Source organism: Escherichia sp. MOD1-EC6300, from assembly GCF_002965045.1.
GTDB lineage: Bacteria > Pseudomonadota > Gammaproteobacteria > Enterobacterales > Enterobacteriaceae > Escherichia > Escherichia coli_F.
Map to the genome: position 1 here is coordinate 78870 of NZ_PTRH01000012.1, position 25739 is coordinate 104608.

General features: G+C 51.4%; 23 protein-coding genes. 14 read left to right on the top strand and 9 right to left on the bottom strand.

The features are described 5' to 3' along the window. Window positions 1-9: 9 nt before the first annotated feature. From feoA to greB, 3 genes are all read right to left on the bottom strand, one after another. A complete protein-coding gene (feoA, locus tag BGE37_RS17810; RefSeq protein ID WP_001200455.1) occupies window positions 10-237 on the bottom strand; it encodes a ferrous iron transporter A in 228 nt (75 codons plus the stop codon). Window positions 238-693: 456 nt separating this feature from the next. Beyond that, window positions 694-3015, bottom strand: a complete 2322-nt coding sequence (locus tag BGE37_RS17820) for a Tex family protein (RefSeq protein WP_105288280.1) — start codon at window positions 3013-3015, stop codon at window positions 694-696. Window positions 3016-3111: 96 nt separating this feature from the next. After that, a complete protein-coding gene (greB, locus tag BGE37_RS17825; protein WP_000856744.1) occupies window positions 3112-3588 on the bottom strand; it encodes a transcription elongation factor GreB in 477 nt (158 codons plus the stop codon). 227 nt (window positions 3589-3815) lie between these two features. On the opposite strand from greB, the gene ompR reads away from it, so the two are divergent. The 5 genes from ompR to BGE37_RS17855 all read left to right on the top strand — a co-directional run bounded on the left by ompR (window position 3816) and on the right by BGE37_RS17855 (window position 8522). Then, on the top strand, window positions 3816-4535 hold the full coding sequence (ompR, locus tag BGE37_RS17835; RefSeq protein ID WP_001157751.1) for an osmolarity response regulator transcription factor OmpR: 720 nt from the start codon (window positions 3816-3818) through the stop codon (window positions 4533-4535). Next, window positions 4532-5884 (top strand): two-component system sensor histidine kinase EnvZ, encoded by a 1353-nt coding sequence (gene envZ, locus BGE37_RS17840; protein ID WP_001253705.1) that lies wholly within the window; start codon window positions 4532-4534, stop codon window positions 5882-5884. Before ompR ends, envZ begins: the two co-directional genes overlap by 4 nt. Window positions 5885-6047: 163 nt before the next feature. Then, a complete protein-coding gene (locus BGE37_RS17845) occupies window positions 6048-7331 on the top strand; it encodes an SMI1/KNR4 family protein (protein WP_105288281.1) in 1284 nt (427 codons plus the stop codon). A 37-nt stretch (window positions 7332-7368) separates the two neighbouring features. Beyond that, complete coding sequence (locus BGE37_RS17850) at window positions 7369-7899, top strand: hypothetical protein (protein ID WP_000617565.1); 531 nt, start codon at window positions 7369-7371, stop codon at window positions 7897-7899. A 50-nt stretch (window positions 7900-7949) separates the two neighbouring features. After that, window positions 7950-8522 (top strand): hypothetical protein, encoded by a 573-nt coding sequence (locus BGE37_RS17855; protein ID WP_241956675.1) that lies wholly within the window; start codon window positions 7950-7952, stop codon window positions 8520-8522. Window positions 8523-8574: 52 nt separating this feature from the next. Here the strand turns inward: BGE37_RS17855 and pckA are convergent, their stop codons facing one another. Then, window positions 8575-10197 (bottom strand): phosphoenolpyruvate carboxykinase (ATP), encoded by a 1623-nt coding sequence (gene pckA, locus BGE37_RS17860; RefSeq protein ID WP_001298201.1) that lies wholly within the window; start codon window positions 10195-10197, stop codon window positions 8575-8577. Between the two features lie 378 nt (window positions 10198-10575). Here pckA and BGE37_RS17870 point away from each other — a divergent pair, with 378 nt between their 5' ends. Next, a complete protein-coding gene (locus BGE37_RS17870) occupies window positions 10576-12300 on the top strand; it encodes a DUF4153 domain-containing protein (protein ID WP_105288283.1) in 1725 nt (574 codons plus the stop codon). A 134-nt stretch (window positions 12301-12434) separates the two neighbouring features. Here the strand turns inward: BGE37_RS17870 and hslO are convergent, their stop codons facing one another. From hslO to igaA, 4 genes are all read right to left on the bottom strand, one after another. After that, the gene (gene hslO / locus BGE37_RS17875) at window positions 12435-13313 is read right to left on the bottom strand and encodes an Hsp33 family molecular chaperone HslO (RefSeq protein WP_024218688.1); all 879 of its coding nucleotides are present in this window, start codon (window positions 13311-13313) and stop codon (window positions 12435-12437) included. 24 nt (window positions 13314-13337) lie between these two features. Beyond that, complete coding sequence (gene hslR, locus BGE37_RS17880; RefSeq protein WP_000660487.1) at window positions 13338-13739, bottom strand: ribosome-associated heat shock protein Hsp15; 402 nt, start codon at window positions 13737-13739, stop codon at window positions 13338-13340. A gap of 10 nt (window positions 13740-13749) precedes the next feature. Beyond that, on the bottom strand, window positions 13750-14418 hold the full coding sequence (gene yrfG, locus BGE37_RS17885; RefSeq protein ID WP_105288284.1) for a GMP/IMP nucleotidase: 669 nt from the start codon (window positions 14416-14418) through the stop codon (window positions 13750-13752). A 64-nt stretch (window positions 14419-14482) separates the two neighbouring features. Continuing rightward, window positions 14483-16618 (bottom strand): intracellular growth attenuator protein IgaA, encoded by a 2136-nt coding sequence (igaA, locus tag BGE37_RS17890; protein WP_105288285.1) that lies wholly within the window; start codon window positions 16616-16618, stop codon window positions 14483-14485. 319 nt (window positions 16619-16937) lie between these two features. Here igaA and nudE point away from each other — a divergent pair, with 319 nt between their 5' ends. Then, window positions 16938-17498: an ADP compounds hydrolase NudE gene (nudE, locus tag BGE37_RS17895; protein ID WP_000045742.1), complete on the top strand. Its 561-nt coding sequence runs from the start codon at window positions 16938-16940 to the stop codon at window positions 17496-17498. Between the two features lie 168 nt (window positions 17499-17666). Here the strand turns inward: nudE and mrcA are convergent, their stop codons facing one another. Continuing rightward, window positions 17667-20219 (bottom strand): peptidoglycan glycosyltransferase/peptidoglycan DD-transpeptidase MrcA, encoded by a 2553-nt coding sequence (gene mrcA, locus BGE37_RS17900; protein ID WP_105288286.1) that lies wholly within the window; start codon window positions 20217-20219, stop codon window positions 17667-17669. 119 nt (window positions 20220-20338) lie between these two features. On the opposite strand from mrcA, the gene hofM reads away from it, so the two are divergent. The 7 genes from hofM to aroB all read left to right on the top strand — a co-directional run bounded on the left by hofM (window position 20339) and on the right by aroB (window position 25692). Continuing rightward, on the top strand, window positions 20339-21118 hold the full coding sequence (gene hofM, locus BGE37_RS17905; protein ID WP_001354999.1) for a DNA utilization protein HofM: 780 nt from the start codon (window positions 20339-20341) through the stop codon (window positions 21116-21118). Then, on the top strand, window positions 21118-21657 hold the full coding sequence (gene hofN / locus BGE37_RS17910; RefSeq protein WP_039020609.1) for a DNA utilization protein HofN: 540 nt from the start codon (window positions 21118-21120) through the stop codon (window positions 21655-21657). The genes hofM and hofN overlap by 1 nt, the downstream gene beginning before the upstream one ends. After that, window positions 21641-22081: a DNA utilization protein HofO gene (gene hofO, locus BGE37_RS17915; protein WP_032303915.1), complete on the top strand. Its 441-nt coding sequence runs from the start codon at window positions 21641-21643 to the stop codon at window positions 22079-22081. Before hofN ends, hofO begins: the two co-directional genes overlap by 17 nt. Next, window positions 22071-22475, top strand: a complete 405-nt coding sequence (gene hofP, locus BGE37_RS17920; protein ID WP_001264139.1) for a DNA utilization protein HofP — start codon at window positions 22071-22073, stop codon at window positions 22473-22475. The genes hofO and hofP overlap by 11 nt, the downstream gene beginning before the upstream one ends. After that, window positions 22387-23625, top strand: coding sequence for a DNA uptake porin HofQ (gene hofQ, locus BGE37_RS17925; RefSeq protein ID WP_072001002.1), 1239 nt, complete (start codon window positions 22387-22389; stop codon window positions 23623-23625). Before hofP ends, hofQ begins: the two co-directional genes overlap by 89 nt. A gap of 400 nt (window positions 23626-24025) precedes the next feature. Beyond that, the gene (gene aroK / locus BGE37_RS17930; protein ID WP_000818618.1) at window positions 24026-24547 is read left to right on the top strand and encodes a shikimate kinase AroK; all 522 of its coding nucleotides are present in this window, start codon (window positions 24026-24028) and stop codon (window positions 24545-24547) included. Between the two features lie 56 nt (window positions 24548-24603). Beyond that, on the top strand, window positions 24604-25692 hold the full coding sequence (gene aroB / locus BGE37_RS17935; protein ID WP_000439850.1) for a 3-dehydroquinate synthase: 1089 nt from the start codon (window positions 24604-24606) through the stop codon (window positions 25690-25692). Window positions 25693-25739: the final 47 nt, after the last annotated feature.

The following is a 25739-nucleotide window of genomic DNA, read 5'->3' on the forward strand; positions in this document are numbered from 1 at the left end:
ATCACCGTATTAACAGGAAACCGCTTCCACTTCTAATAAGGCCAGATCTTTTTTGCGTAATACCAGGCTCACTCGACGGGTTTCGATATGAATGGGGTCGCCAAGTGGAGCGACGCGCACCACATTAAAAGAGGAGCCAGGTAACATGCCAAGAGAAAGCAGTTTTTGGCGATATGCCGGGCTGATTTCACGGGAAAAGCCAGTGATTTTCCACGCAGTATCTGGAGTGTATTGCATAGGTGCCTACTTGTTTCTCATTAACTGGATAACTACCTCATGGGGCGTTTGACAGCGACATGAGACCAGATGATTTGCCAACGAAGGAGAGATTAAATAATCAACAACACAATGATAATGAGAATGGTTTCTATCAGCAATACTTAAAATGTGTGCGAATGTTGGTTTAGATAATAATCTGCGTGAATGTTGATGTGGCTCAAGGTTATATCGCAGCGAAAATATAATTCGAATGGCGAATTATCAGGGCGGGTTAATGTTTAATTAAGGTTTCAGTTGTTAATGAAGTGATAAATATTGACGAAATATAGTGTGAGTTTGGTTGTGGAATAAAAATGCCGGAGATATTCTCCGGCATTTTTATGTCAGGCATGGCGTTTATTGCCAGATGCGGCGTGAACGCCTGATCTGGCCTACGATCTTGTGCAAATTCGAACCGTAGGCCAATCAGGAGGTTTAACGTTTTTTGCCCATTGCCGCCGCCAGCGCATCCATCATCGCGCTGTTACCGGCAGGCTGCGCTTCACGACCGCGTGGTTTGGCTGCCGGGCGGTTGTTTTGCGGACGTTCATTACCGCCGCCGCGACGGGCGTTGGTTTCGCCAGGCTGCTCGTCCAGACGCATAGTCAGGGCGATACGTTTACGCTGAAGATCCACTTCCAGCACTTTCACCTTCACAATGTCGCCCGCTTTCACCACGGTATGCGGATCTTCCACAAACTTGTTCGACAATGAAGAGATGTGAACCAGGCCGTCCTGATGCACGCCAATATCGACAAACGCGCCAAAGTTGGTGACGTTGGTCACCGCACCTTCGAGGATCATACCCGGTTGCAGGTCGTTCATTGTCTCGACGCCATCGGCAAACTGAGCGGTTTTAAATTCCGGACGCGGATCGCGACCCGGTTTTTCCAGCTCTTTGATGATGTCAGTTACTGTCGGCACACCGAATTTCTCATCAGTAAAGTCAGACGCTTTCAGGTTACGCAGTTCGCTGCTGTTACCCATCAGATCTTTCAGTGCCTGCTGTGTTGCTGCCAGAATGCGTTCCACCACCGGATAGGCTTCCGGGTGAACAGTAGAGGCGTCCAGCGGGTTGTCACCGTGGTTAATGCGCAAGAAACCTGCGCACTGCTCGAAGGCTTTCGGCCCCACACGGCTCACTTTCAGCAGTTGCTGACGGTTCTGGAACTGACCGTTCTCATCGCGCCAGGCCACGATGTTTTGCGCCATCATGCGCGTCAGGCCCGCCACGCGGGTTAACAGCGGAACGGAAGCGGTGTTGAGATCGACGCCAACGGCGTTTACGCAGTCTTCTACTACTGCATCCAGTTTGCGGGCCAGTTGCGTCTGGCTGACATCATGCTGATACTGACCTACGCCGATAGATTTCGGATCGATTTTCACCAGCTCCGCCAGCGGATCCTGCAAACGGCGGGCGATAGACACTGCGCCACGCAGCGAAACATCGAGATCCGGGAACTCCTGCGCCGCCAGTTCGGAAGCCGAGTAAACCGACGCGCCTGCTTCGCTGACGATCACTTTCTGTGCGGTCACTTTCGGAAACTGCTTCTGAACGTCGAGATAGAAACGCTCGGTTTCGCGGGAAGCCGTACCGTTACCGATTGCCACCAGTTCAACGTTATGTTTTTCACACAAGGCAGCAACGGTCATCGCTGCTTTTGCGGCTTGTCCGGTGTGCGGATAAATGGTGTCGGTGGCCACCAGTTTACCCGTCGCATCGACTACCGCCACTTTTACCCCAGTACGCAGACCCGGATCGAGGCCCATCGTTGCACGCAGTCCGGCAGGAGCCGCCATCAGAAGATCGTGCAGGTTACGGGCAAAGACGTTGATTGCTTCATCTTCCGCGCGTTCGCGCACGGTACCCATCAGTTCGGTTTCCAGGTGCATCAGCACCTTGATGCGCCAGGTCCAGCTCACCACGCCTTTGCGCCAGCTATCCGCCGGGGCATTGTTCAGGCGCAGACCGAGGTGATCCATGATGATTTGCTCGCAATAGCTCTCTTTTGGCGGTTCGTCGAACTGCGGATCGGCATTTAGCGAAAGCTGGAGTACGCCTTCGTTACGCCCACGGAACATCGCCAGCGCGCGGTGAGAAGGCACCGTTGACAGCGGTTCGTGATGATCGAAATAGTCGCGGAATTTCGCCCCTTCCTCTTCTTTACCGTTCACCACCGTAGAAACCAAATGCGCGTTCTTCCACAGATAATCACGCACTTTCGCCAGCAGCGCGGCATCTTCGGCAAACCGTTCCATCAGGATATAGCGCGCGCCGTCCAGCGCGGCTTTGGTATCTGCTACGCCTTTATCGGCATCAACATATTGTGCAGCGGCGACTTCTGGCGTGTGCGACGGATCGTTCCACAGCAGGTCGGCCAACGGCTCAAGCCCTGCTTCAATAGCAATTTGCCCGCGGGTGCGGCGTTTAGGTTTGTAGGGCAGGTAGAGGTCTTCGAGTTCGGTTTTACTTAAGGTGGCGTTGATAGCATTCGCCAGTTCGTCGGTGAGTTTACCTTGCTCGGAAATGGACTTGAGGATTGCCTGACGTCTCTCTTCCAGCTCGCGCAGATAGCTCAGACGCGTTTCCAGATTACGCAACTGCGTGTCATCCAGACCGCCGGTGATTTCCTTACGATAACGTGCGATAAACGGCACGGTATTCCCTTCGTCAAGCAGGCGAACGGCAGCGTCAACCTGTTCCGGGCGCGCCTGAATTTCACCCGCAATAATGCGGCAGAACGAATCATTCATCATGGTTTGAGTTCATCTTTTCGGATCAAAAATCAGGGGATAGTTATACGGACTGGCTGGCAAAAATGCCAGCCATCGGCAGGAGGTTAAGACTCTTCCTTACGGTTTCACGTACTCGATAGCATTAACATACCAGCTCGCTTCCCCGGCAGGGGTATTGACCACCGCCAGATCGCCCACCTCTTTTTTCAGCAATGCGCGGGCCATTGGGGAATCGATAGAGATGTAATCTTTACGGCCAAAAATTTCATCGTAGCCGACAATACGAAAACGGTGAGTCACGCCATCGTCGTTTTCAATCTCCACCCATGCGCCAAAAAAGACTTTGCCTTCCTGTTGCGGGGAGTAATCGACGATTTTGAGATTTTCCATGCATTTAGTGAGATAGCGCACGCGACGGTCGATTTCACGCAGACGCTTTTTATTATACTGATAGTCAGCATTTTCGCTGCGGTCGCCCAGACTTGCAGCCCAGGTCACTTTTTTTGTGACCTCCGGGCGCTCTTCACGCCAGAGATAATTTAGCTCTTGTTTGAGTTTTTCATACCCTTCCCGGGTAACCAGGGGCGTTTTCATCTCGTTGATTCCCTTTGTCTGTTTGATAATGCGCACATTGGGTATAACGTGATCATATCAACAGAATCAATAATGTTTCGCCGAATAAATTGTATACTTAAGCTGCTGTTTAATATGCTTTGTAACAATTTAGGCTGAAATTCATACCAGATTTAGCTGGTGACGAACGTAAGCTTTTTTAAGAATACACGCTTACAAATTGTTGCGAACCTTTGGGAGTACAAAGAATGCAAGAGAACTACAAGATTCTGGTGGTCGATGACGACATGCGCCTGCGTGCGCTGCTGGAACGTTATCTCACCGAACAAGGCTTCCAGGTTCGAAGCGTCGCTAATGCAGAACAGATGGATCGCCTGCTGACTCGTGAATCTTTCCATCTTATGGTACTGGATTTGATGTTACCTGGTGAAGATGGCTTGTCGATTTGCCGACGTCTTCGTAGCCAGAGCAACCCGATGCCGATCATTATGGTGACGGCGAAAGGGGAAGAAGTGGATCGTATTGTTGGCCTGGAGATTGGTGCTGACGACTACATTCCAAAACCGTTTAACCCGCGTGAACTGCTGGCCCGTATCCGTGCGGTACTGCGTCGTCAGGCCAACGAACTGCCGGGCGCGCCGTCACAGGAAGAGGCGGTAATTGCTTTCGGTAAGTTCAAACTTAACCTCGGGACGCGTGAAATGTTCCGCGAAGATGAGCCGATGCCGCTCACCAGCGGTGAGTTTGCGGTACTGAAGGCACTGGTCAGCCATCCGCGTGAGCCGCTCTCCCGCGATAAGCTGATGAACCTTGCCCGTGGCCGTGAATATTCCGCAATGGAACGTTCCATCGACGTGCAGATCTCGCGTCTGCGCCGCATGGTGGAAGAAGATCCGGCGCATCCGCGTTACATTCAGACCGTTTGGGGTCTGGGCTACGTTTTCGTGCCGGACGGTTCTAAAGCATGAGGCGATTGCGCTTCTCGCCACGAAGTTCATTTGCCCGTACGTTATTGCTCATCGTCACCTTGCTGTTCGTCAGCCTGGTGACGACTTATCTGGTGGTGCTGAACTTCGCGATTTTGCCGAGCCTCCAGCAGTTTAATAAAGTCCTCGCGTACGAAGTGCGTATGTTGATGACCGACAAACTGCAACTGGAGGACGGCACGCAGTTGGTTGTGCCTCCCGCTTTCCGTCGGGAGATCTACCGTGAGCTGGGGATCTCTCTCTATTCCAACGAAGCTGCCGAAGAGGCAGGCCTGCGTTGGGCACAACACTATGAATTCTTAAGCCATCAGATGGCGCAGCAACTGGGCGGCCCGACGGAAGTACGCGTTGAGGTCAACAAAAGTTCGCCTGTCGTCTGGCTGAAAACCTGGCTGTCGCCCAATATTTGGGTACGCGTGCCGCTGACCGAAATTCATCAGGGCGATTTCTCCCCGCTGTTCCGCTATACGTTGGCGATTATGCTATTGGCGATAGGCGGGGCGTGGCTGTTTATTCGTATTCAGAACCGACCGTTGGTCGATCTCGAACACGCTGCCTTGCAGGTGGGTAAGGGGATTATTCCGCCGCCGCTGCGTGAGTATGGCGCTTCGGAGGTGCGTTCCGTTACCCGCGCCTTTAACCATATGGCGGCTGGTGTTAAGCAACTGGCGGATGACCGCACGTTGCTGATGGCAGGGGTAAGCCACGACTTGCGCACGCCGCTGACACGTATTCGTCTGGCGACCGAGATGATGAGCGAGCAGGATGGCTACCTGGCAGAATCGATCAATAAAGATATCGAAGAGTGCAATGCCATCATTGAACAGTTTATCGACTACCTGCGCACCGGGCAGGAGATGCCGATGGAAATGGCGGATCTCAACGCAGTGCTCGGTGAGGTGATAGCTGCCGAAAGTGGCTATGAGCGGGAAATTGAAACTGCGCTTTACCCCGGCAGCATTGAAGTGAAAATGCACCCGCTGTCGATCAAACGTGCAGTGGCGAATATGGTGGTGAACGCTGCTCGTTACGGCAACGGCTGGATTAAAGTCAGCAGCGGCACGGAGCCGAATCGCGCCTGGTTCCAGGTAGAAGACGACGGTCCGGGAATTGCGCCGGAACAGCGTAAGCACCTGTTCCAGCCGTTTGTCCGCGGCGACAGTGCGCGCACCATTAGCGGCACTGGGCTAGGCCTGGCGATTGTGCAGCGTATCGTGGATAACCATAACGGCATGCTGGAGCTTGGCACCAGCGAACGGGGTGGGCTTTCCATTCGCGCCTGGCTGCCAATGCCGGTAACGCGGGCGCAGGGCACGACAAAAGAAGGGTAAATAAAACAGGAGGCGAAGGTGCCTCCCGTTTTATTTTGTGCACTCAGTATCTACTGAATGAATACGGTTTCAGACATCGGCACCATACGAAGTAAAGTGTACTGTAAGCTGATTGCAGGCTAGCGTATCCTGATTAGTAAAAGCACACTAAAGGAATAGCTTGATGCAACTTACCAACGAAGAACAAGTACAGATTGCTCGTATAAAAGAAAAAATCCCACGCATTGCCGCACTGGATCCTGAATGTAAGTTATTCGGTTCTGAAGGTTGGAAATATCAATGGCCGAAGCCTGCCAGCGAGGCGGAAATAGCTTCCTGGGAGAAAAAACATAGCGTCACTTTGCCACGGGAATATCGAATTTTTCTTCGCTATATCGCTAATGGCGGTCCGGCACATGCCTACGGTCTTGAATCTTTAGGCGGTACAGATATTTATGGCGATATAACAAAAGAAAGCCCTGTACCGCTTTATATGACGCAGCAGGATGTTGATGTGTTGAATGCTGGCCGTACAGAAGATGATGAAGAATATAGTTTTTTTGACGGCGCATTGACCATTCTCACCCTGGGATGTACTTATGATATTTGCCTGGTGGTGACGGGGCAGTATCGCGGAAGGTTAATGCTGACTGATGGTGATGAAGATTATCCGTTTGATTTTATATATGATAAAAATTTCCTCAACTGGTATGAACGCTGGCTGGACGATTTTATTGCTGGCATGAGTATGAAGGGTTTCGATAGAAGTTTGCCAGGAACGCAAATTCAACTGCGTGAGTGGTTTTTAACTGAGAAAATCCCGGATTTACGTAGATCCATTTTATTCTCGCTATGCCGTTTTCCACAGATAGAACCCGAAACTTTTGCCCTTTGGGAACATGTTTGCCGCACAGAGAATGATAAAGAATTGTGTGAAGAGGCATTCATAAGATTACGCCAAAAAAAAGTTTCTTGTGCTGCAGATATTTTTCGACTCTATTTTACAATGCCAGATGAATTACGTGATATTGCTATTAAAGATCTCCGTTTTGCCTGTAGAGATAGTGTGGTGAATATTGAGGATTATATTCATTCACTGTTAATAATAATGCCTGAACTTGACGATGACACTCTATCCTCAGCTGTCTTTGCTATACGAGAAACAGAGTATAATAAATATGATACTTTTCTGCCGCTTCTCGAACGTATCACTGATGACCGTCAGCAAACATTATTGTGGGCGATGAGTAAGGTGCCTGATTTCAATGAAAGCCGAGGATTCGTTGAGTTGGTATTACCGCTTTTTGCATCATCAAAGATGGAGAATGTAAGGAAGGCTATTTTGTTGCTCATTGAAGTTAAAGATAATCGTATTCCACCATTGGTTGATGAAGCTGCAACTCGTTTCCCTGAACTGACCATTTTACGAGAAAACTACTATCTCAGGACGTGGGGACATAAGCCATAAATTAATGGTTCAGAAATGATCTAACGCGGAGAAAAATATGATCAGGGAACATATTCAGCAAGCGATAAATAATAGGTTAGCATTTGATGGCCCATTCAATGTTGTTCCTGAACCTGCAAGCACTGCGTTTGATAGCCGGATCCCGACATTGAAAAACGGTGTCTGGCAGAAGGCCAGCCCTATGTTGCAGGCGCGTTTTGCACATTGTGGACGTTGGTTAAGCGCTACACATGGAAGCTGGCTAAGTATAAGTGACATGGAAACGCTTTGGCAGGAACACATAGAAGATACGTTTCTTGATGAAATCAAAATGAATGCTGTAGCTTCAAGTGATAATTGGGATAACCATGCCTTGGGACTATTTCGTTCTCATCGCCTGTCACTTTTTGCCGGTAGTGATTACAGTTATGAGATGGTTTTTCTCCTTTGGCTAGATAGTACCGTTGAGCCAGAGGTCTGGGTTTATGACTGCAATGGGGAATCACGTTATAAAGATCTTAATGATTACCTGAATGCATATATTAATGATGACGTAAGCGCCTGTGAGCGCTCCTGGCGAGTAGAATGAATAGCCCCCCTTGCCCCTTTGATCCACAAACCGCACATTACCTCGGTACAGTGCAAATCCACTACACCTCAACCACCTTCAACGCTGCCGTTAAGCATTATACCTGTTACATTAAAAAGCGTTTTAAAGGGGTTAAATGGGGAATTGGTACCGCTGGCTTATTGGCTATATTGCCCATGATCCCACAATGGTTGAAACCTTCTCATGACTTTAAACTCAACGCAATCAGTACGTTAATTCTTCTATTAATGTTGCCACTCCTCTTATCAATGTTCCTGTTAATCAGCAGAAGAATTAACGATTTTAAGTCAAAAACAAAGCAAGTTACTTTTACGAAACCCGTGCGTTATGCGTTTTATTTCGAGGGGATTGTTTTTTATGAATCTCATCAGCAGGGCATACTTCGCTGGGAAGATTTTTATAGCATTGAGTATGAAGAAGATTATTTGTGGCTTTTTCTGCATTTACCGAAGAGTTGGCCCAGAGAAGCGACGAAAGCGTTTTGCGATATTTTCATTCCCACCAGCGCGATAAAAGCGCAGCCTGAACTGGATACGTTTTTTCGTGAAACACGCCACTCGCTGGATTATCTGTTTGTCCCGTTTAATTCTGACAGAAAATAAAAAATCCCCCGTATCTGGTGAAACGGGGGATTTCGTCGCTTAACTTATCGGATTACAGTTTTGGACCAGCCGCTACCAGCGCGGCACCCGCAGGGGTGTCGGTGTATTTATCGAAGTTGTCGATAAACAGTTTCGCCAGCGTTTCAGCTTTTTCCTGCCACTGTTCCGGAGAAGCGTAGGTGTTACGCGGATCGAGGATCTTAGTGTCTACGCCCGGCAGTTCAGTCGGGATCGCCAGGTTAAACATCGGCAGAGTGAAGGTTTCTGCGTTATCCAGCGAACCGTTGAGGATAGCGTCGATAATGGCGCGGGTATCTTTAATGGAGATACGTTTGCCAGTACCGTTCCAGCCAGTGTTAACCAGATATGCCTGCGCACCCGCCGCTTGCATACGTTTCACCAGCACTTCTGCGTACTGAGTTGGGTGCAGCGACAGGAACGCCGCGCCGAAGCAAGCGGAGAAGGTTGGCGTCGGTTCGGTGATGCCACGTTCAGTACCGGCCAGTTTGGCGGTGAAGCCAGAGAGGAAGTGGTACTGAGTTTGATCGGCAGTCAGGCGAGAAACCGGCGGCAGCACACCAAAGGCGTCTGCGGTCAGGAAGATAACTTTAGTTGCGTGGCCCGCTTTGGAAACCGGTTTAACGATGTTATCGATGTGATAGATCGGATAAGAAACGCGGGTGTTCTCGGTTTTTGAACCATCGTCAAAATCGATAGTGCCATCTTCACGTACGGTGACGTTTTCCAGCAGCGCATCGCGACGGATAGCGTTGTAGATTTCAGGTTCCGCTTCTTTCGACAGCTTGATGGTTTTCGCGTAGCAGCCGCCTTCGAAGTTAAACACGCCATCGTCATCCCAGCCGTGCTCGTCATCGCCAATCAGGCGACGTTTCGGGTCGGTGGAAAGGGTGGTTTTACCGGTGCCGGAAAGACCAAAGAACACCGCAACATCGCCTTTCTCGCCAACGTTGGCGGAGCAGTGCATAGAAGCGATGCCTTTCAGCGGCAGCAGGTAGTTCATCATTGAGAACATCCCTTTCTTCATTTCGCCGCCGTACCAGGTGCCACCAATCAGCTGCATGCGCTCGGTCAGGTTAAACGCCACGAAGTTTTCGGAGTTCAGACCCTGTTCTTTCCACTGCGGGTTAGTGCATTTTGCGCCGTTCATAACGATAAAGTCAGGTTTAAAACCAGCCAGCTCTTCATCGCTCGGGCGAATAAACATGTTTTTGACAAAATGCGCCTGCCAGGCCACTTCGGTGATGAAACGGACGGAAAGACGCGTGTCTGGGTTCGCACCACAGAAAGCGTCGACAACGAACAGACGTTTACCGGAAAGCTGTTTGGTCACCAGGCCCTTCAGATGCTGCCAGGTTTCCGGAGAGAGAGGTTTGTTGTCGTTCTTACCTTTGCCTTTATCAGCCCACCAGAAGGTATCGCGAGTGGTATCGTCACGGACGATATATTTATCTTTTGGTGAGCGACCGGTGAATATACCGGTATCGACGGCAACGGCACCCAGATTAGTTAACACCCCGCGCTCATAACCTGTCAGGCTCGGATCGAGCTCTTCCTGATACAGCAGGTCGTAGCTTGGGTTGTAAACGATATCATGTACGTCACTGATACCATAAGCCTCGAGTTCTTGCGGGGTCAAACCATTGTTAACGCGCATTTCACTGCTCCTTAGCCAATATGTATTGCCTGAATAGTAAAGTCTTTTTGGGGGTGTTAACCGCGACAAGGCTCATAGATTTACGTATCTGGAGAAATTCATATTTGACAAAAAACTCCGTGATTCCTGTCACGAAACGGTTGCTATTATCGCAGAAATAGCATTTTAGGTGTGGAAAATGTTCTTAAAAGGTTAAATCTTGGTTTATATGGCGGGAATATTGTGAGTGGAATCGCATTCCTGAATGAAATTGATGCAAATTCAATCAGTAAAGTATCGATTCACCACGCTAACTTTTTTTGATTATTTTCTGAAAAAAGCAAAATACTACGGCCCGGATGCGATAATTAATCCACCTTTTGATTCTGGATAACTAACATGGATAACGTTGAACTTTCACCCGCAACACGCTGGGGAATGATTGCTACCGGATTACTTCAGGGACTGGTTTGTTACCTGCTGATCGCCTGGCTTGCCGGAAAAAATCTCAGTTGGATTGTTTATGGCGTGCCTGCGACCGTCGCGTTTTCATCCGTTTTACTCTTCTCCGTGATCTCCTTTAAACAGAAGCGCCTTTGGGGATGGCTGGCGCTGGTGTTTATTGCCACGCTGGGAATGAGCGGCTGGCTGAAGTGGCAAACTGATGGCATGAACCCCTGGATAGCTGAAAAGGCGCTTTGGGATTTTGGTTGCTATCTGCTGCTGATGGCAATGTTGTTGCTACCGTGGATACAACAAAGCCTTCGCATCCGCAATGACAGTAGCCGCTATCGCTATTTTTACCAGTCAGTATGGCATAACGTACTTATATTACTGGTGATTTTTCTCGCCAATGGCCTGACGTGGCTGGTACTTTTACTGTGGGGCGAGTTGTTTAAACTTGTTGGCATCACGTTTTTCAAAACGCTCTTTTTTTCAACCGACTGGTTTATTTATCTCACGTTAGGTCTGGTTACCGCACTGGCGGTGATCCTCGCGCGTACACAGTCACGTTTAATCGACTCTATTCAAAAGTTGTTCACGTTAATCGCCACGGGGTTGCTGCCGTTAGTATCATTGCTAACCCTGATGTTTATCATCACCCTGCCGTTTACGGGCCTGAGCGCGATTTCTCGCCACATCTCCGCCGCCGGGTTGCTGTTGACGCTGGCCTTTTTGCAATTGATTTTAATGGCTATTGTCCGCGATCCGCAAAAAGCGTCACTTCCCTGGACGGGGCCGTTGCGTTGCCTGATTAAAACCGCTCTGCTGGCTGCTCCGCTGTATGTGTTCGTCGCCGCCTGGGCGTTATGGCTGCGGGTCGCTCAGTACGGCTGGACTGTCGACCGCTTGCAGGGCGCGCTGGCGGTGCTGGTGTTACTGGTATGGTCGCTGGGGTATTTTGTCAGTATCGTCTGGCGTAAAGGGCAAACCCCTCTTGTTCTTCAGGGCAAAGTGAACCTTGCGGTTTCGTTATTGGTGTTGGTAATACTGGTGCTTCTTAATTCGCCGGTGCTGGATAGTATGCGCATTAGTGCGAACAGTCATATGGCACGTTATCAGAGCGGCAAGAACACGCCAGATCAGGTAAGTCTCTACATGCTCGAACAGAACGGTCGCTATGGACGTGCGGCGCTTGAGTCGCTGAAAAGCGATGCCGAGTATATGAAAGACCCGAAACGCGCACGGGATCTGCTGATGACGTTAGATGGAGAGCAACATCTTCAGGAACAGGTATCGGAAAAAGTATTAGCCGAAAATGTGTTAATTGCCCCAGGCTCTGGCAAACCGGATACGGCATTCTGGTCGGCCTTAATCCAGGATCGCTATAACGTGATGACCTGTATTGAAAAACACGCCTGCGTACTGGTCGAGCAAGATCTGAATAGTGATGGTCAGGCGGAGCGGATCCTGTTTGCTTTTAATGATGACAGAGTCATTGTCTATGGCTTTGACCCGGCCAGAAAAGAATGGGACGCGCTTGATATGAGTATACTTCCGAACGAAATAACGAAAGAAAAATTACTCACAGCTGCGAAGGATGGAAAGCTGGGGACGAGGCCGAAAGCGTGGCGCGATCTGACGGTAGATGGTGAAACGCTGGAAATAAACTTAAGCAAATGACAATGCTTTTATCGGATACGACGCTTTATCTTACCAACAATAACTTGTGAATTATTGCGTAGGCCTGGTAAGCGCAGCGCATCAGGCCATTACGTCGTAAAATCCGGCAGAGCACTCTCTGCCGGACATACTCATTAATGAACTTGCGGATCTGCCGGAGACGCGTTGTTGCGGATTTCAGCAATATCCATCGCATTGAACAGATAGTGGTTACCGCAGTAATCACAATGCATGTCAATTTCGCCTTCTTCCGCCAGAATGCTATCGACTTCTTCATCCGGCAGCGTTTTTAGCGCGTCGGCGCAACGTTCACGCGAACAGGTGCATTTGAACTCCACATCCTGCGGATCGTAAACCGTCACCTCTTCTTCGTGATACAAACGCCACAACACTTCGTTTGCCGGTAAGGTCAGCAGTTCTTCGGTTTTGATGGTTTCGGTTAGCGTTGCCAGGTGGTCAAAGTCGTCCTGCTGGGCATTTTGCGCAGGCATTACCTGCAACAACATACCGCCTGCAGCCGGTTTGCCGTCTACGTCGCCGGTGCGAATAAACAGGCGCGTCGGCAGCTGTTCAGAACGCATAAAGTAATCTTCCAGGCAGGCCGCCAGGGTATCACCTTCCAGACCAACCACGCCCTGATAGCGTTCACCTTCGCTCGGGGTGATCGTGATCACCACGTAACCATTGCCGACCAGCGTTTTCAGGTCGGCATTTTCCGGAATTTCGCCCTGTACGCGCGCGACGCCACGCATCTGCTGTTTGTTGTTTCCGTTGATGACCGCCAGACTCATCGGGCCGTCGCCTTGCAGTTGTACGGTGATATCACCATCAAACTTCAGCGTAGCGGTTAACAGGCTGGTCGCAACCAGCAGTTCTGCCAGCACGTTTTTAACGGGCTGCGGATAATCGTGATTCTCAAGGATCTGTTGCAGGGTTTCCGAAACGGTTACCAGTTCGCCGCGTACGGCAAAGTTTTCAAACAGATAGCGATGTAATTGGTCATGTTGCGGCATAATCATCTCTCTTGCAGGTGACAGTTATTCACTGTCGCCGTGTTTAAATCGTAACAGGTCGCGGCGCTCTTTTTTGTCCGGGCGTCGGTCCGGGTGCGGCATGGTTAAGGCATTAAGTTTACGTGCCAGCGCCATTTTTTCGCGTTTCTCTACACTTTCTGCAGTCTCTTCATACAGCAAGACTGCCTCGCTGGCGGGGCGACGCTGTTCAGTAATCGCCTTTACAATCACCGTTCGTTCGTCATTTCCCTGGCGCAGAGTGAGCGTGGCATTCAGCTCGACGATTTTGCTTGGCTTGCTGCGCTGCCCGTTGTAGTGCACCTTACCGCCTTCGATCATTTCGCGGGCCAGCGCGCGGGTTTTATAAAAACGGGCGGCCCATAGCCATTTATCCAGTCGAACCTCAACAGCAGGTTTTTCTTTCATGGCGTCTCCTTCACATTAGCGAGGGGATCAGGCGGCGGTAGTCATTCAGTGACGGATGGTGCTGATACTGTTTCTCGGCAATCCCGGAGTCAGGATTAGTCACGCCGAGGCAGTAACGAATACCAAATTGTGCGGCAGCATCGAGAATCGCTTCGCTGTCATCAATAAACAGCGTTCTTTCAGCTTTCAGACCCGTAGCTTCGGCCACCGCATGCCATAACCGCTGATCCTCTTTCGGATAACCAAATGTGTGGGTGGAAAGTAATAAATCAAGGTGTGCGTCCAGACCGGTATGCTCAAGTTTTACCGCCAGGTTATGCGGATGAGCATTGGTGAGCAAAATTCGTTGCTTACCACTGGCTTTCAGTGCCTCAAGAAACGGAATGGTATCTTCACGCAGTACGGCACGCGGTCCCATCTCGGTGGTCATCGCACAGATATCCAGACCCAGTTGCTCACTCCAGTAATCAAGACAGTACCAGTTTAGCGTATGCTGCACGTCGTGATATTGCTGGCGCATATAGTCCATCGCTTCCTGTGGTGTGACCCCGTTTTTCGCCCCCCATGTTTCAGGCACCAGCTTTTGCCAGAAATAGTTATCGAAGGCGAGGTCGAGCAACGTACCGTCCATATCCAGCAGAACGGTATCTACCTCCTGCCAGGCAATGTTGATATGCATGAGAGAAATCTCCAGAGTGAAGCAATTTGCGCGACAGGGTAGCATAACCTGCCGCGCAAACGTGTTATTCGATAAGGCTTTCTGAAGGCGTGATCAGTTGCGGATTCAAGCAGCTTTCATAATAGGCCTGAATCTCTATCATGCGAGTGCGATGACGCTGGTAACGACGCCATGCCTGTACGCCATTATAGATGGTGCTGCCCAGCATCGTCAGTAGCAAAAGTGTGGTGCTGAGATAGCGCCACAGGCCGGAACGATCCGGGATCGGATGAAGGCCTATATGCTGCGTACCATTGGCGTCGGTGAAGATTTTTGTGACGATGCCTTCGGCGTTAAACGGCGTATGCATTAACATTTGCGCCAGTTTCTGGAAAGCGTTCCACTGTTCTTGCGGCGGGTAGTCGTAAAGTGATGTTGAAGGCCAGGGTTGATCAACAAAATCGCTGCCTTCGTCGCTGACAATCAGGAATCCGCCGGGGGCCGGACTGTTAAGTGACTGTGCCGCTCGGGCTGTTTCATGCGTGATGAACGGTGCGGTGGAGGTCGCCACCAGGTTATCCAGCGATTCCGCACTCACTGGGCGTAATAACACATTCACGCCATCGAGTTTCCCGGCGTTAGCGCGTTTAACCAGCGCGTCCCAGTCTTTACTGTTGCCGAGATTGACCAGCGCATTTTTCAGTCGCACACAGTCATCTTTGGCAGAACAAAGATCCGCTGTCTTCAGTACGATATCGCCAAAATCATCAAGCAATACCATGCCGGATTTTTGAATTGCTGAACGTAATGAGGCGCTGACGCGAGATTCATCTTCCGGTTTAGGGTGCAGCTGGCGATTAACTGCTTCGGTCAATGCCGTCGCTTTGTTGACCAGTTCAGATTCTGGTAATGGCAATGAGCGGGCGTCATTCCATATGATCTGCGAGCAGTCAAACGGTAAAAAAGGTGAATTGGTTTTCGCGCTCCAGGTACCGGAAGTGCGAATATTACACATCCCCGTACCGCTAATACGCAATGTATCGCCAACCCGCACGCCAGCGTCAGCCAGTTGTTTCACGCTGGTGGCTTCAATGGTTTGCGCGCCTTTCATCCACGAGAGGGTGAATTTCAGCGGCATATCCAGCGGGATCCAGAATAACAGCATAAACAGCACCAGTAGCGAGCCCGCAGCGATAATCGTACTGCGCAGCCAGTGCTGTAACGGAAAGTTTTTTACTTCATCATGCAGCGAAAGATATCGCCCCTGACGCACTACGTGGCGGTCGAGATAGATATCGATATCGGTTTGTTGGCCGAGATCCTGAGCAATGTAGGGCTGCCAGTGTGCGGGATAGACCAGGTCGATAATACCGAGTGAAATATTGTTGATCTGTTCCTGATCGTTTTCGCCAAACAATCCCCAACGACGGGGTGTACCGCGCAGACAATGAATTTCCCGCAGGGAGGATTTTGCCGGGGGCGCGAATAGCCCCCACAGTCCTGCGCCCAGCAGCAGTAACGCGCCGCCTGCCAGCCACGGAACAAATACATCCGGGGTAATCAGGCAGAAAAAGAACATCAGGAAGGAGGCGACAATCAGCAACGCTTCGCGCAGCCCGCGCGGACGACTTAGCGCATACTCTTCGTGCGTTTCTTTGCGAATATTGAGTAGCTCGATTTGCTCACTCTCTTCCCCGCGAATAGACGCCTGTGTTGACGGAACAGGTTGCAAGGCATAGCCGCGAGTTTCCTGCATGTACTCCTGCAGCGTATGACCGTTGAGTGAAATAACCAGCGGCAGCGAATCGGTATGAATCAGTTCAACGCTATTCTCATCGTTGATGTACTGCTCCCAGAAAGGGGGCAGGTGGACTTCTACCGAATCGAGGTAGTAACGCCATTTATTCGGATCGTCGGTAGAGATGCCGTAACGCGTGATAGCGTGTGTCAGCATCATGACGTTGTTGCTTTCGGCATTCAGCGCCAGAGAGATCGGTGCCGCGCTGGCTCCCGTTGGGCCCGGCACCTGTAATACCTGCGTCAGGCTCTCAAGATAATTTTCAACGGCGCTACGTTCTTCAGGTGTGAGTTTACGCGTTTGCGCATCCGCGAAGGCGTTGGTCCAGGGCAGCTGACGCCGTCTGGATCGCACTTTTATCAGCCATCCCGCAAGTAGTGAGCAGGCCAGCAAAGCAGCTAAAAAAATCACAATGGTGCTCATGCTTTCCCCATCTTACTTAGTCTGTCAGGCGTGGTCAGTCGCACCGGACACAATACATGATTCTGCGGTTGGCTATCGGCAAGCGTGGAGTTTAACTTGAGCATCATTAAGCACATCACAGTAACCGCTGATCATAGCAAACCCTCTGAAGGCGGAATATCAGCAAATTCCTGGAGTTATTTCAACCTATTGACTTTTAATTTGATTTGAGGATGATTATTTAATAAGTTACATAAATGTAAATAACATGCAATTCACATTGCCGAAAGCGTGTCCGATATCGCACAATAACCGCTGATTTCACAGCATAGATCCCACGATGAGCAAATCATTACAAAAACCCACCATTCTGAATGTTGAAACTGTAGCCCGTTCACGACTGTTTACCGTCGAAAGCGTGGATCTGGAGTTCAGCAATGGCGTGCGGCGTGTTTATGAACGAATGCGTCCAACCAACCGGGAAGCGGTGATGATTGTGCCGATTGTGGACGATCACCTGATCCTGATCCGCGAATACGCAGTGGGAACGGAATCCTACGAATTAGGTTTTTCGAAAGGATTAATTGATCCGGGTGAAAGCGTCTACGAAGCCGCTAACCGCGAGCTAAAAGAAGAGGTTGGATTTGGTGCGAACGATCTGACTTTTTTGAAGAAGCTCAGCATGGCACCGTCTTACTTTTCCAGCAAAATGAATATCGTAGTAGCGCAAGATCTCTACCCGGAATCGCTGGAAGGCGATGAGCCAGAGCCGCTACCACAGGTGCGCTGGCCGCTGGCGCATATGATGGATTTGCTGGAAGATCCTGACTTCAACGAAGCACGTAATGTCAGCGCACTGTTCCTCGTGCGCGAGTGGTTGAAGGAGCAGGGGCGAGTGTAAATGCGTGAAGTTTGCCTGATGCACAATGCTTATCAGGCCTGCGCGGCTCCTGCAATATATTGATTTTTATCGATATTTTCAGACGGATAACGTGTTCACGCCGTATCCGGTATAAATAAAGTGACACTTTGTCAGCAAACAGAAAAAGGCGCCGAAGCGCCTTTTTAATCAGAACAATTCCTGTGCCTCGCCATTATCGATAATGGTCGTTCCCACCTCGTGCACCGCCTGTTGTGTCGGCTGTGTACCTTCGATGAAATACTCTTCGCGGCTGTTGCCACCATTAGCTAACTGCCCGGTGCTGCGATCGATATTCACCGTCACAATACCCGGCGGCGGCGTCAGCGGCTGTTCCGGCACGCCTTCAAGAACGGCTTTCATATAAGCGTCCCATGCAGGCTGGGCACTCTTGGCACCGCCTTCGTAACCTGAGATCTGATCTTTAATCGCTCCGGAAGCCGTTGTATGACCGAGATTACGGCGGTGATCATCAAAGCCAATCCAAACCGAGGTCACAACGCCCGGACCGTAACCCGAGAACCACGCATCTTTCGAACTGTTAGTGGTACCCGTTTTTCCGCCGATATCATGCCGTTGTAAATCACGACCTGCTCGCCAGCCGGTACCCTGCCAGCCTGGCTCACCAAAAATATTGGTGTTCAGGGCGCTCTTAATCAGGAATGCCAGCGGAGTGTTGATGACGTGCGGTGCGTACTCCTGCGCGCCAGTCTTCGCGACTAACGCCTGATTCGCCTGCTCCAGCTGCGGCATTGGTACAGAAGCATTCTGCTGCTCGCGGGAGATAGCGACATCTTCAACATCGTTATTTTCCAGCACGTTCGATTTCTGCGTATCACCGTAAATCACCGGAATATCGCATTCCGGGCAGGCTACTTTCGGTTTCGCTTCGAAAATCACGCCGCCCTGATCGTTTTCAATTTTGCTGATAAACCACGGGTCCACCAGGAAGCCGCCGTTCGCCATTACCGCGTAGCCGCGCGCCACCTGCATTGGGGTGAAGGACGCTGAACCCAGCGCCAGCGATTCGGTGTGGACAATGTTTTGCGCCGGGAAGCCGAAGCGTTGCAGATATTCTGCAGCGTAGTCGACGCCCATCGCCCGCATTGCGCGTACCATCACCACGTTTTTCGACTGGCCCAGTCCCTGACGTAAGCGAATTGGACCGGCATACTGTGGTGGTGAGTTCTTCGGCTGCCAGTCAGAACCGGCACCTGCATCCCAGCGGGAAATTGGCACATCGTTCAACATACTTGCCAGCGTCAGACCTTTATCCATCGCCGCGGTGTAGAGGAACGGTTTGATGTTGGAACCTACCTGACGCAGTGCCTGGGTGGCGCGGTTAAACTTGCTCTGATTGAAATCAAAGCCACCGACCAGCGCCATAACGGCACCGTTTTGCGGATTGATCGACACCAGCGCCGAGTTCACTTCCGGCACTTGTGCCAGCCACCATGTATCGCCAACCTGACGAACCCAGATTTGCTGACCCGTTTGCAGAACATCGGTCACTTTACGCGGCGTCGGTCCCTGCTGAGTATCCGAACGGTAAGGACGCGCCCAGCGAACGCCTTCCATACTCAATGCGACGGTCGACCCGTCCGCCAGCATCGCCGTCGCTTCCTGAGGATTGGCGCTGGTGACTGCGGCAGGCAGCAGCGGACCATAGGTCGGCAGCGCCTTCAGCGTATCGGTAATCTTGTTGTTATCCCACGCCGATTCGCCCACTTTCCACAGCACATTTGCCGGGCCGCGATAGCCGTGGCGCATGTCGTAGTCCAGCACGTTATTACGTACTGCCTGCTGTGCGGCCTGCTGTACTTTGCGGGTGATGGTGGTGTAAATGCGATAACCGTCTTCATAGGCACTTTCGCCATAACGGTTATACATCTCCTGGCGCACCATTTCGCTCAGGTACGGCGCAGAGAAAGCAATCTCCGGCGCGTGATAGTTAGCGTTAATCGCCTCAGTGCGTGTCTGATCGAACTGTTGTTGGGTGATATACCCTTCATCCAGCATCCGCGACAGTACGACGTTACGCCGCGCGACGGCACGATCCATTGAGTAGAGCGGATTAAAGGTGGAAGGCGCTTTCGGCAGCCCGGCTATCACCGCCATTTCGTTCAGCGTCAGTTGGTCGACCGTTTTACCGAAATAGACTTGTGCCGCAGCACCGACACCATAGGCGCGGTAACCGAGGTAAATCTTGTTCAGATAAAGCTCGAGGATCTCGTCTTTCGTCAGCAACTGTTCAATGCGAATCGCGAGGAAGACTTCCTTAATCTTACGCATCAGCGTGCGTTCTGGACTGAGGAAGAAGTTTCTCGCCAGCTGCTGGGTAATGGTACTCGCCCCTTGTGACGCGTGGCCGGAGAACAGCGCCACACTTGCCGCACGGAAGATCCCCACCGGGTCAACGCCGTGATGCTCGTAGAAGCGGCTGTCTTCCGTCGCGATAAAGGCTTTCACCATCTCCGGCGGGATTTGATCCAACGTAACCGGAATACGACGTTTCTCACCGTATTGAGCAATCAGCTCGCCATCGGCGCTGTAAATCTGCATCGGAATTTGCAGGCGAACATCTTTTAATGTCGCCACATCCGGCAGTTGTGGCTCGATGTAGCGGTATAGGCCATAAATCGAGCCTGCTCCCAGCAGAATGCAACAGACTGCAAGGATCAAAAAATACTTTACGAACTTCACTGGAAATTTCCCATTTAGTTTCATTTGGGCAGTTTATAAACAAACGCGCGGTAGTATAAAGGCAAGCCAGACGCATTGATATACCCGTCAGAGTGACGGGTGATAAGGAGATCATCACAATGGCATTTAAGATCTGGCAAATTGGTTTGCATTTACAACAGCAAGAAGCGGTGGCGGTTGCGATCGTGCGGGGCGCAAAAGAATGCTTTTTGCAACGCTGGTGGCGGTTGCCGCTGGCGAACGACATAATCAAAGATGGGCGGATTGTCGATGCACAGCGGCTGGCTAAAACGTTGTTACCGTGGAGTCGCGAACTGCCGCAGCGTCATCACATTATGTTGGCGTTTCCCGCCAGTCGCACATTACAGCGGTCATTTCCGCGCCCGTCGATGTCCCTTGGTGAGCGGGAGCAAACGGCCTGGCTGTCCGGGACGATGGCCCGCGAGCTGGATATGGATCCGGACTCCCTGCGCTTCGATTACAGCGAAGACTCACTCAGTCCCGCCTATAACGTGACTGCCGCGCAAAGCAAAGAGCTGGCAACGCTGCTTACTTTGGCAGAAAGGTTGCGTGTTCATGTTAGTGCGATCACCCCGGATGCCAGTGCATTACAGCGATTCCTGCCTTTTTTACCTTCTCATCAGCAATGTCTGGCCTGGCGTGATAACGAACAGTGGCTGTGGGCGACGCGCTATAGCTGGGGGCGCAAACTGGCGGTGGGGATGACTAGCGCGAAGGAGCTGGCGGCAGCGTTATCCGTTGATCCCGAAAGCGTCGCGCTATGTGGCGAAGGCGGATTTGACCCGTGGGAGGCGGTTTCTGTTCGTCAGCCGCCGCTACCGCCGCCAGGTGGAGACTTTGCCATCGCGCTGGGGCTGGCGCTAGGGAAGGCGTACTGATGAACCCGCCAATTAATTTTTTGCCCTGGCGACAGCAACGCCGGACCGCTTTTCTTCGTTTCTGGTTGCTGATGTTCGTTGCGCCTCTGCTGCTGACCGTCGGGATAACGCTAATATTGCGTCTGACAAGCAACGCCGAAGCTCGCGTAGATGCCGTTTTGCTTCAGGCGGAACAACAACTCGCCCACAGCTTACAAATAACGAAACCACGTTTGCTGGAGCGCCAACAAATTCGTGAGCAGCGTTTGCAAAGGCAGCGCCAGCGACAATTTACCCGTGACTGGCAATCTGCGCTGGAAGCACTGGCGGCGCTTTTACCCGAGCACGCCTGGCTGACAACGATAAGCTGGCAGCAGGGAACGCTGGAGATCAAGGGGCTAACAACAAGCATTACCGCGTTAAACGCGCTGGAAACGTCACTCCGCCAGGATGCTTCTTTTCATCTCAATCAGCGGGGGGCCACGCAGCAGGATGCGCAGGGACGCTGGCAATTTGAGTATCAGTTAACAAGGAAGGTTAGCGATGGACATGCTCTTTGACTGGTGGTTCGCCACATCACCCCGCCTCCGCCAGCTTTGCTGGGCATTCTGGTTGATGATGTTAGTTACGCTCATTTTTCTGTCATCGACACACCAGGAAGAGAGCGACGCATTAATTCGACTACGGGCAAGTCATTACCAGCAGTGGACCGCACTGTATCGCCAGGTAAACACCACTCCCTTCAGCGAGGAAAAAACGCAGCCCTTTTCGCCACTGGATTTTCAGTTATCCGGCGCGCAACTGGTTTACTGGCATCCATCCGCGCAGGGAGGTGAGTTGGCGTTGAAAACGCTGTGGGAAGCAGTGCCGTCGGCATTTACACGGCTGGCAGAGCGCAACGTCAGCGTGAGCCGTTTTTCGTTAAGCGTGGAAGGTGATGACCTTTTGTTCACGCTACAACTGGAGACGCCGCATGAGGGTTAAACGCTGGTTGTTAGCAGGCATTGCATTGTGCCTTTTAACCGGTATGCGTGACCCTTTTAAACCGCCGGAAGATCTATGCCGGATTAGCGAACTTAGCCAGTGGCGCTATCAGGGGATGGTAGGGCGAGGCGAGCGCATCATCGGTGTAATAAAAGATGGGCAAAAAAAATGGCGACGGGTGCAGCAAAACGATGTGCTGGAAAACGGCTGGACGATCTTACAGCTAACGCCAGACGCACTAACGCTGGGAACCGGGACAAACTGCGAACCGCCACAATGGTTGTGGCAACGGCAAGGAGATACAAATGAAGCAATGGATAGCCGCACTACTGTTGATGCTGATACCCGGCGTACAGGCGGCAAAGCCGCAAAAAGTGACGCTGATGGTGGATGACGTTCCGGTAGCTCAGGTGTTGCAGGCGCTGGCTGAACAGGAGAAGTTGAACCTGGTGGTGTCGCCAGACGTCAGCGGTACGGTGTCGTTACATCTAACAGATGTTCCCTGGAAGCAAGTACTACAAACTGTAGTGAAAAGCGCCGGACTGATAACGCGTCAGGAGGGCAACATTCTCTCGGTGCATTCCGTTGCCTGGCAGAATGACAATATCGCCCGTCAGGAGGCGGAGCAGGCGCGGGCGCAGGCAAATCTGCCGCTGGAAAATCGCAGTATAACCCTGCAATACGCCGACGCGGGAGAACTGGCGAAAGCGGGGGAGAAGCTACTGAGTGCCAAAGGGAGTATGACCGTCGATAAACGCACCAATCGCCTTTTGCTGCGAGATAACAAAGCGGCGTTAAGCGCGCTTGAACAGTGGGTAGCGCAAATGGATCTGCCGGTCGGGCAGGTTGAGCTGTCGGCGCATATTGTCACCATTAATGAAAAAAGTTTGCGTGAGTTAGGCGTGAAATGGACGTTGGCTGATGCGCAACAAACTGGTGGCGTTGGGCAAGTCACCACGCTTGGCAGCGACCTCTCCGTAGCGACGGCGACAACGCATGTCGGTTTTAACATTGGACGCATCAACGGACGTTTACTGGATCTTGAGCTTTCCGCGCTCGAACAAAAACAGCAGCTGGATATTATCGCCAGCCCGCGTCTGCTGGCCTCACATCTTCAGCCTGCCAGCATTAAACAAGGGAGCGAAATTCCATATCAGGTTTCCAGCGGGGAAAGTGGCGCGACGTCGGTGGAATTTAAAGAGGCCGTCCTGGGGATGGAAGTTACGCCCACGGTGTTACAAAAAGGTCGCATCCGGCTGAAATTACACATCAGCCAGAACGTTCCGGGGCAGGTGCTACAGCAGGCCGATGGCGAAGTGCTGGCGATTGATAAGCAGGAGATCGAAACGCAGGTCGAGGTCAAAAGCGGAGAAACGTTGGCGCTGGGTGGCATTTTTACCCGTAAAAATAAATCGGGTCAGGATAGCGTACCGTTGCTTGGCGACATTCCCTGGTTCGGGCAATTATTTCGTCATGACGGAAAAGAAGATGAACGACGCGAGTTAGTGGTGTTTATCACGCCACGACTGGTTTCCAGTGAGTAAACAGCCGTAAAAGCGGTAATGTTTTTACGCTGAACGTGTTTCATCTATTTGACGCGCGCAGGTATTTAGCATACAAGGAGTACCGATTTGAGAGTTGGTGCTCTTCGCTGCCTGCGTTCCATGATGATGATTTATCATTCAGGCGGCATTTTGCTGTCTTTTTTACGCTAATCTTACCCGGTGATTTATCGCCAGAGCGGTGGTAGCAAGGCAGCGCGCTTGCAGCGACCAGATATGCAGAGGGATGGGTGATTTATTCAGTTGCCAAACCCGCTGGAGTATTGAGATAATTTTCAGTCTGACTCTCGCAATATCTTATGAGGTTTCAGTTCATGTCCTGCGGCGCTCTCTGAGCGAAGCGGGTTTATCATTAACGAATAGTCTTAGTAGTACCGAAAAAATGGCAGAGAAACGCAATATCTTTCTGGTTGGGCCTATGGGTGCCGGAAAAAGCACTATTGGGCGCCAGTTAGCTCAACAACTCAATATGGAATTTTACGATTCCGATCAAGAGATTGAGAAACGAACCGGAGCTGATGTGGGCTGGGTTTTCGATTTAGAAGGCGAAGAAGGCTTCCGCGATCGCGAAGAAAAGGTCATCAATGAGTTGACCGAGAAACAGGGTATTGTGCTGGCTACTGGCGGCGGCTCTGTGAAATCCCGCGAAACGCGTAACCGTCTTTCCGCTCGTGGCGTTGTCGTTTATCTTGAAACGACCATCGAAAAGCAACTTGCACGCACGCAGCGTGATAAAAAACGCCCGTTGCTGCACGTTGAAACACCGCCGCGTGAAGTTCTGGAAGCGTTGGCCAATGAACGCAATCCGCTGTATGAAGAGATTGCCGACGTGACCATTCGTACTGATGATCAAAGCGCTAAAGTGGTCGCAAACCAGATTATTCACATGCTGGAAAGCAACTAATTCTGGCTTTATATACACTCGTCTGCGGGTACAGTAATTAAGGTGGATGTCGCGTTATGGAGAGGATTGTCGTTACTCTCGGGGAACGTAGTTACCCAATTACCATCGCATCTGGTTTGTTTAATGAACCAGCTTCATTCTTACCGCTGAAATCGGGCGAGCAGGTTATGTTGGTCACCAACGAAACCCTGGCTCCTCTGTATCTCGATAAGGTCCGCGGCGTACTTGAACAGGCGGGTGTTAACGTCGATAGCGTTATCCTCCCTGACGGCGAGCAGTATAAAAGCCTGGCTGTACTCGATACCGTTTTTACGGCGTTGTTACAAAAGCCGCATGGTCGCGATACTACGCTGGTGGCGCTTGGCGGCGGCGTAGTGGGCGATCTGACCGGCTTCGCGGCGGCGAGTTATCAGCGTGGTGTACGTTTCATTCAAGTCCCGACGACGTTACTGTCGCAGGTCGATTCCTCCGTTGGCGGCAAAACTGCGGTCAACCATCCCCTCGGTAAAAACATGATTGGCGCGTTCTACCAGCCAGCTTCAGTGGTAGTGGATCTCGACTGTCTGAAAACGCTTCCCCCGCGTGAGTTAGCGTCGGGGCTGGCAGAAGTCATCAAATACGGCATTATTCTTGACGGTGCGTTTTTTAACTGGCTGGAAGAGAATCTGGATGCGTTGTTGCGTCTGGACGGTCCGGCAATGGCGTACTGTATTCGCCGTTGTTGTGAACTGAAGGCAGAAGTTGTCGCCGCCGACGAGCGCGAAACCGGGTTACGTGCTTTACTGAATCTGGGACACACCTTTGGTCATGCCATTGAAGCTGAAATGGGGTATGGCAATTGGTTACACGGTGAAGCGGTTGCTGCGGGTATGGTGATGGCGGCGCGGACGTCGGAACGTCTCGGGCAGTTTAGTTCTGCCGAAACGCAGCGTATTATAACCCTGCTCACGCGGGCTGGGTTACCGGTCAATGGGCCGCGCGAAATGTCCGCGCAGGCGTATTTACCGCATATGCTGCGTGACAAGAAAGTCCTTGCGGGAGAGATGCGCTTAATTCTTCCGTTGGCAATTGGTAAGAGTGAAGTTCGCAGCGGCGTTTCGCACGAGCTTGTTCTTAATGCCATTGCCGATTGTCAATCAGCGTAACAACAAGAAAGGTCAGGCCGCTTATCAAGCGGTCTATTAGCTTCAGG

Bases quoted from the DNA above. Each gene is read 5' to 3' on its own strand.
- hslR (WP_000660487.1), bottom strand. From the start codon at position 13,739: ATGAAAGAAAAACCTGCTGTTGAGGTTCGACTGGATAAATGGCTATGG.
- hofP (WP_001264139.1), top strand. From the start codon at position 22,071: ATGAGGGTTAAACGCTGGTTGTTAGCAGGCATTGCATTGTGCCTTTTA.
- aroB (WP_000439850.1), top strand. From the start codon at position 24,604: ATGGAGAGGATTGTCGTTACTCTCGGGGAACGTAGTTACCCAATTACC.
- BGE37_RS17850 (WP_000617565.1), top strand. From the start codon at position 7,369: ATGATCAGGGAACATATTCAGCAAGCGATAAATAATAGGTTAGCATTT.
- BGE37_RS17820 (WP_105288280.1), bottom strand. From the start codon at position 3,015: ATGATGAATGATTCGTTCTGCCGCATTATTGCGGGTGAAATTCAGGCG.
- pckA (WP_001298201.1), bottom strand. From the start codon at position 10,197: ATGCGCGTTAACAATGGTTTGACCCCGCAAGAACTCGAGGCTTATGGT.
- BGE37_RS17845 (WP_105288281.1), top strand. From the start codon at position 6,048: ATGCAACTTACCAACGAAGAACAAGTACAGATTGCTCGTATAAAAGAA.
- envZ (WP_001253705.1), top strand. From the start codon at position 4,532: ATGAGGCGATTGCGCTTCTCGCCACGAAGTTCATTTGCCCGTACGTTA.
- hofQ (WP_072001002.1), top strand. From the start codon at position 22,387: ATGAAGCAATGGATAGCCGCACTACTGTTGATGCTGATACCCGGCGTA.
- hofM (WP_001354999.1), top strand. From the start codon at position 20,339: ATGGCATTTAAGATCTGGCAAATTGGTTTGCATTTACAACAGCAAGAA.
- BGE37_RS17870 (WP_105288283.1), top strand. From the start codon at position 10,576: ATGGATAACGTTGAACTTTCACCCGCAACACGCTGGGGAATGATTGCT.
- hofO (WP_032303915.1), top strand. From the start codon at position 21,641: ATGGACATGCTCTTTGACTGGTGGTTCGCCACATCACCCCGCCTCCGC.
- yrfG (WP_105288284.1), bottom strand. From the start codon at position 14,418: ATGCATATCAACATTGCCTGGCAGGAGGTAGATACCGTTCTGCTGGAT.
- feoA (WP_001200455.1), bottom strand. From the start codon at position 237: ATGCAATACACTCCAGATACTGCGTGGAAAATCACTGGCTTTTCCCGT.
- nudE (WP_000045742.1), top strand. From the start codon at position 16,938: ATGAGCAAATCATTACAAAAACCCACCATTCTGAATGTTGAAACTGTA.
- aroK (WP_000818618.1), top strand. From the start codon at position 24,026: ATGGCAGAGAAACGCAATATCTTTCTGGTTGGGCCTATGGGTGCCGGA.
- hofN (WP_039020609.1), top strand. From the start codon at position 21,118: ATGAACCCGCCAATTAATTTTTTGCCCTGGCGACAGCAACGCCGGACC.
- ompR (WP_001157751.1), top strand. From the start codon at position 3,816: ATGCAAGAGAACTACAAGATTCTGGTGGTCGATGACGACATGCGCCTG.
- hslO (WP_024218688.1), bottom strand. From the start codon at position 13,313: ATGCCGCAACATGACCAATTACATCGCTATCTGTTTGAAAACTTTGCC.
- igaA (WP_105288285.1), bottom strand. From the start codon at position 16,618: ATGAGCACCATTGTGATTTTTTTAGCTGCTTTGCTGGCCTGCTCACTA.
- greB (WP_000856744.1), bottom strand. From the start codon at position 3,588: ATGAAAACGCCCCTGGTTACCCGGGAAGGGTATGAAAAACTCAAACAA.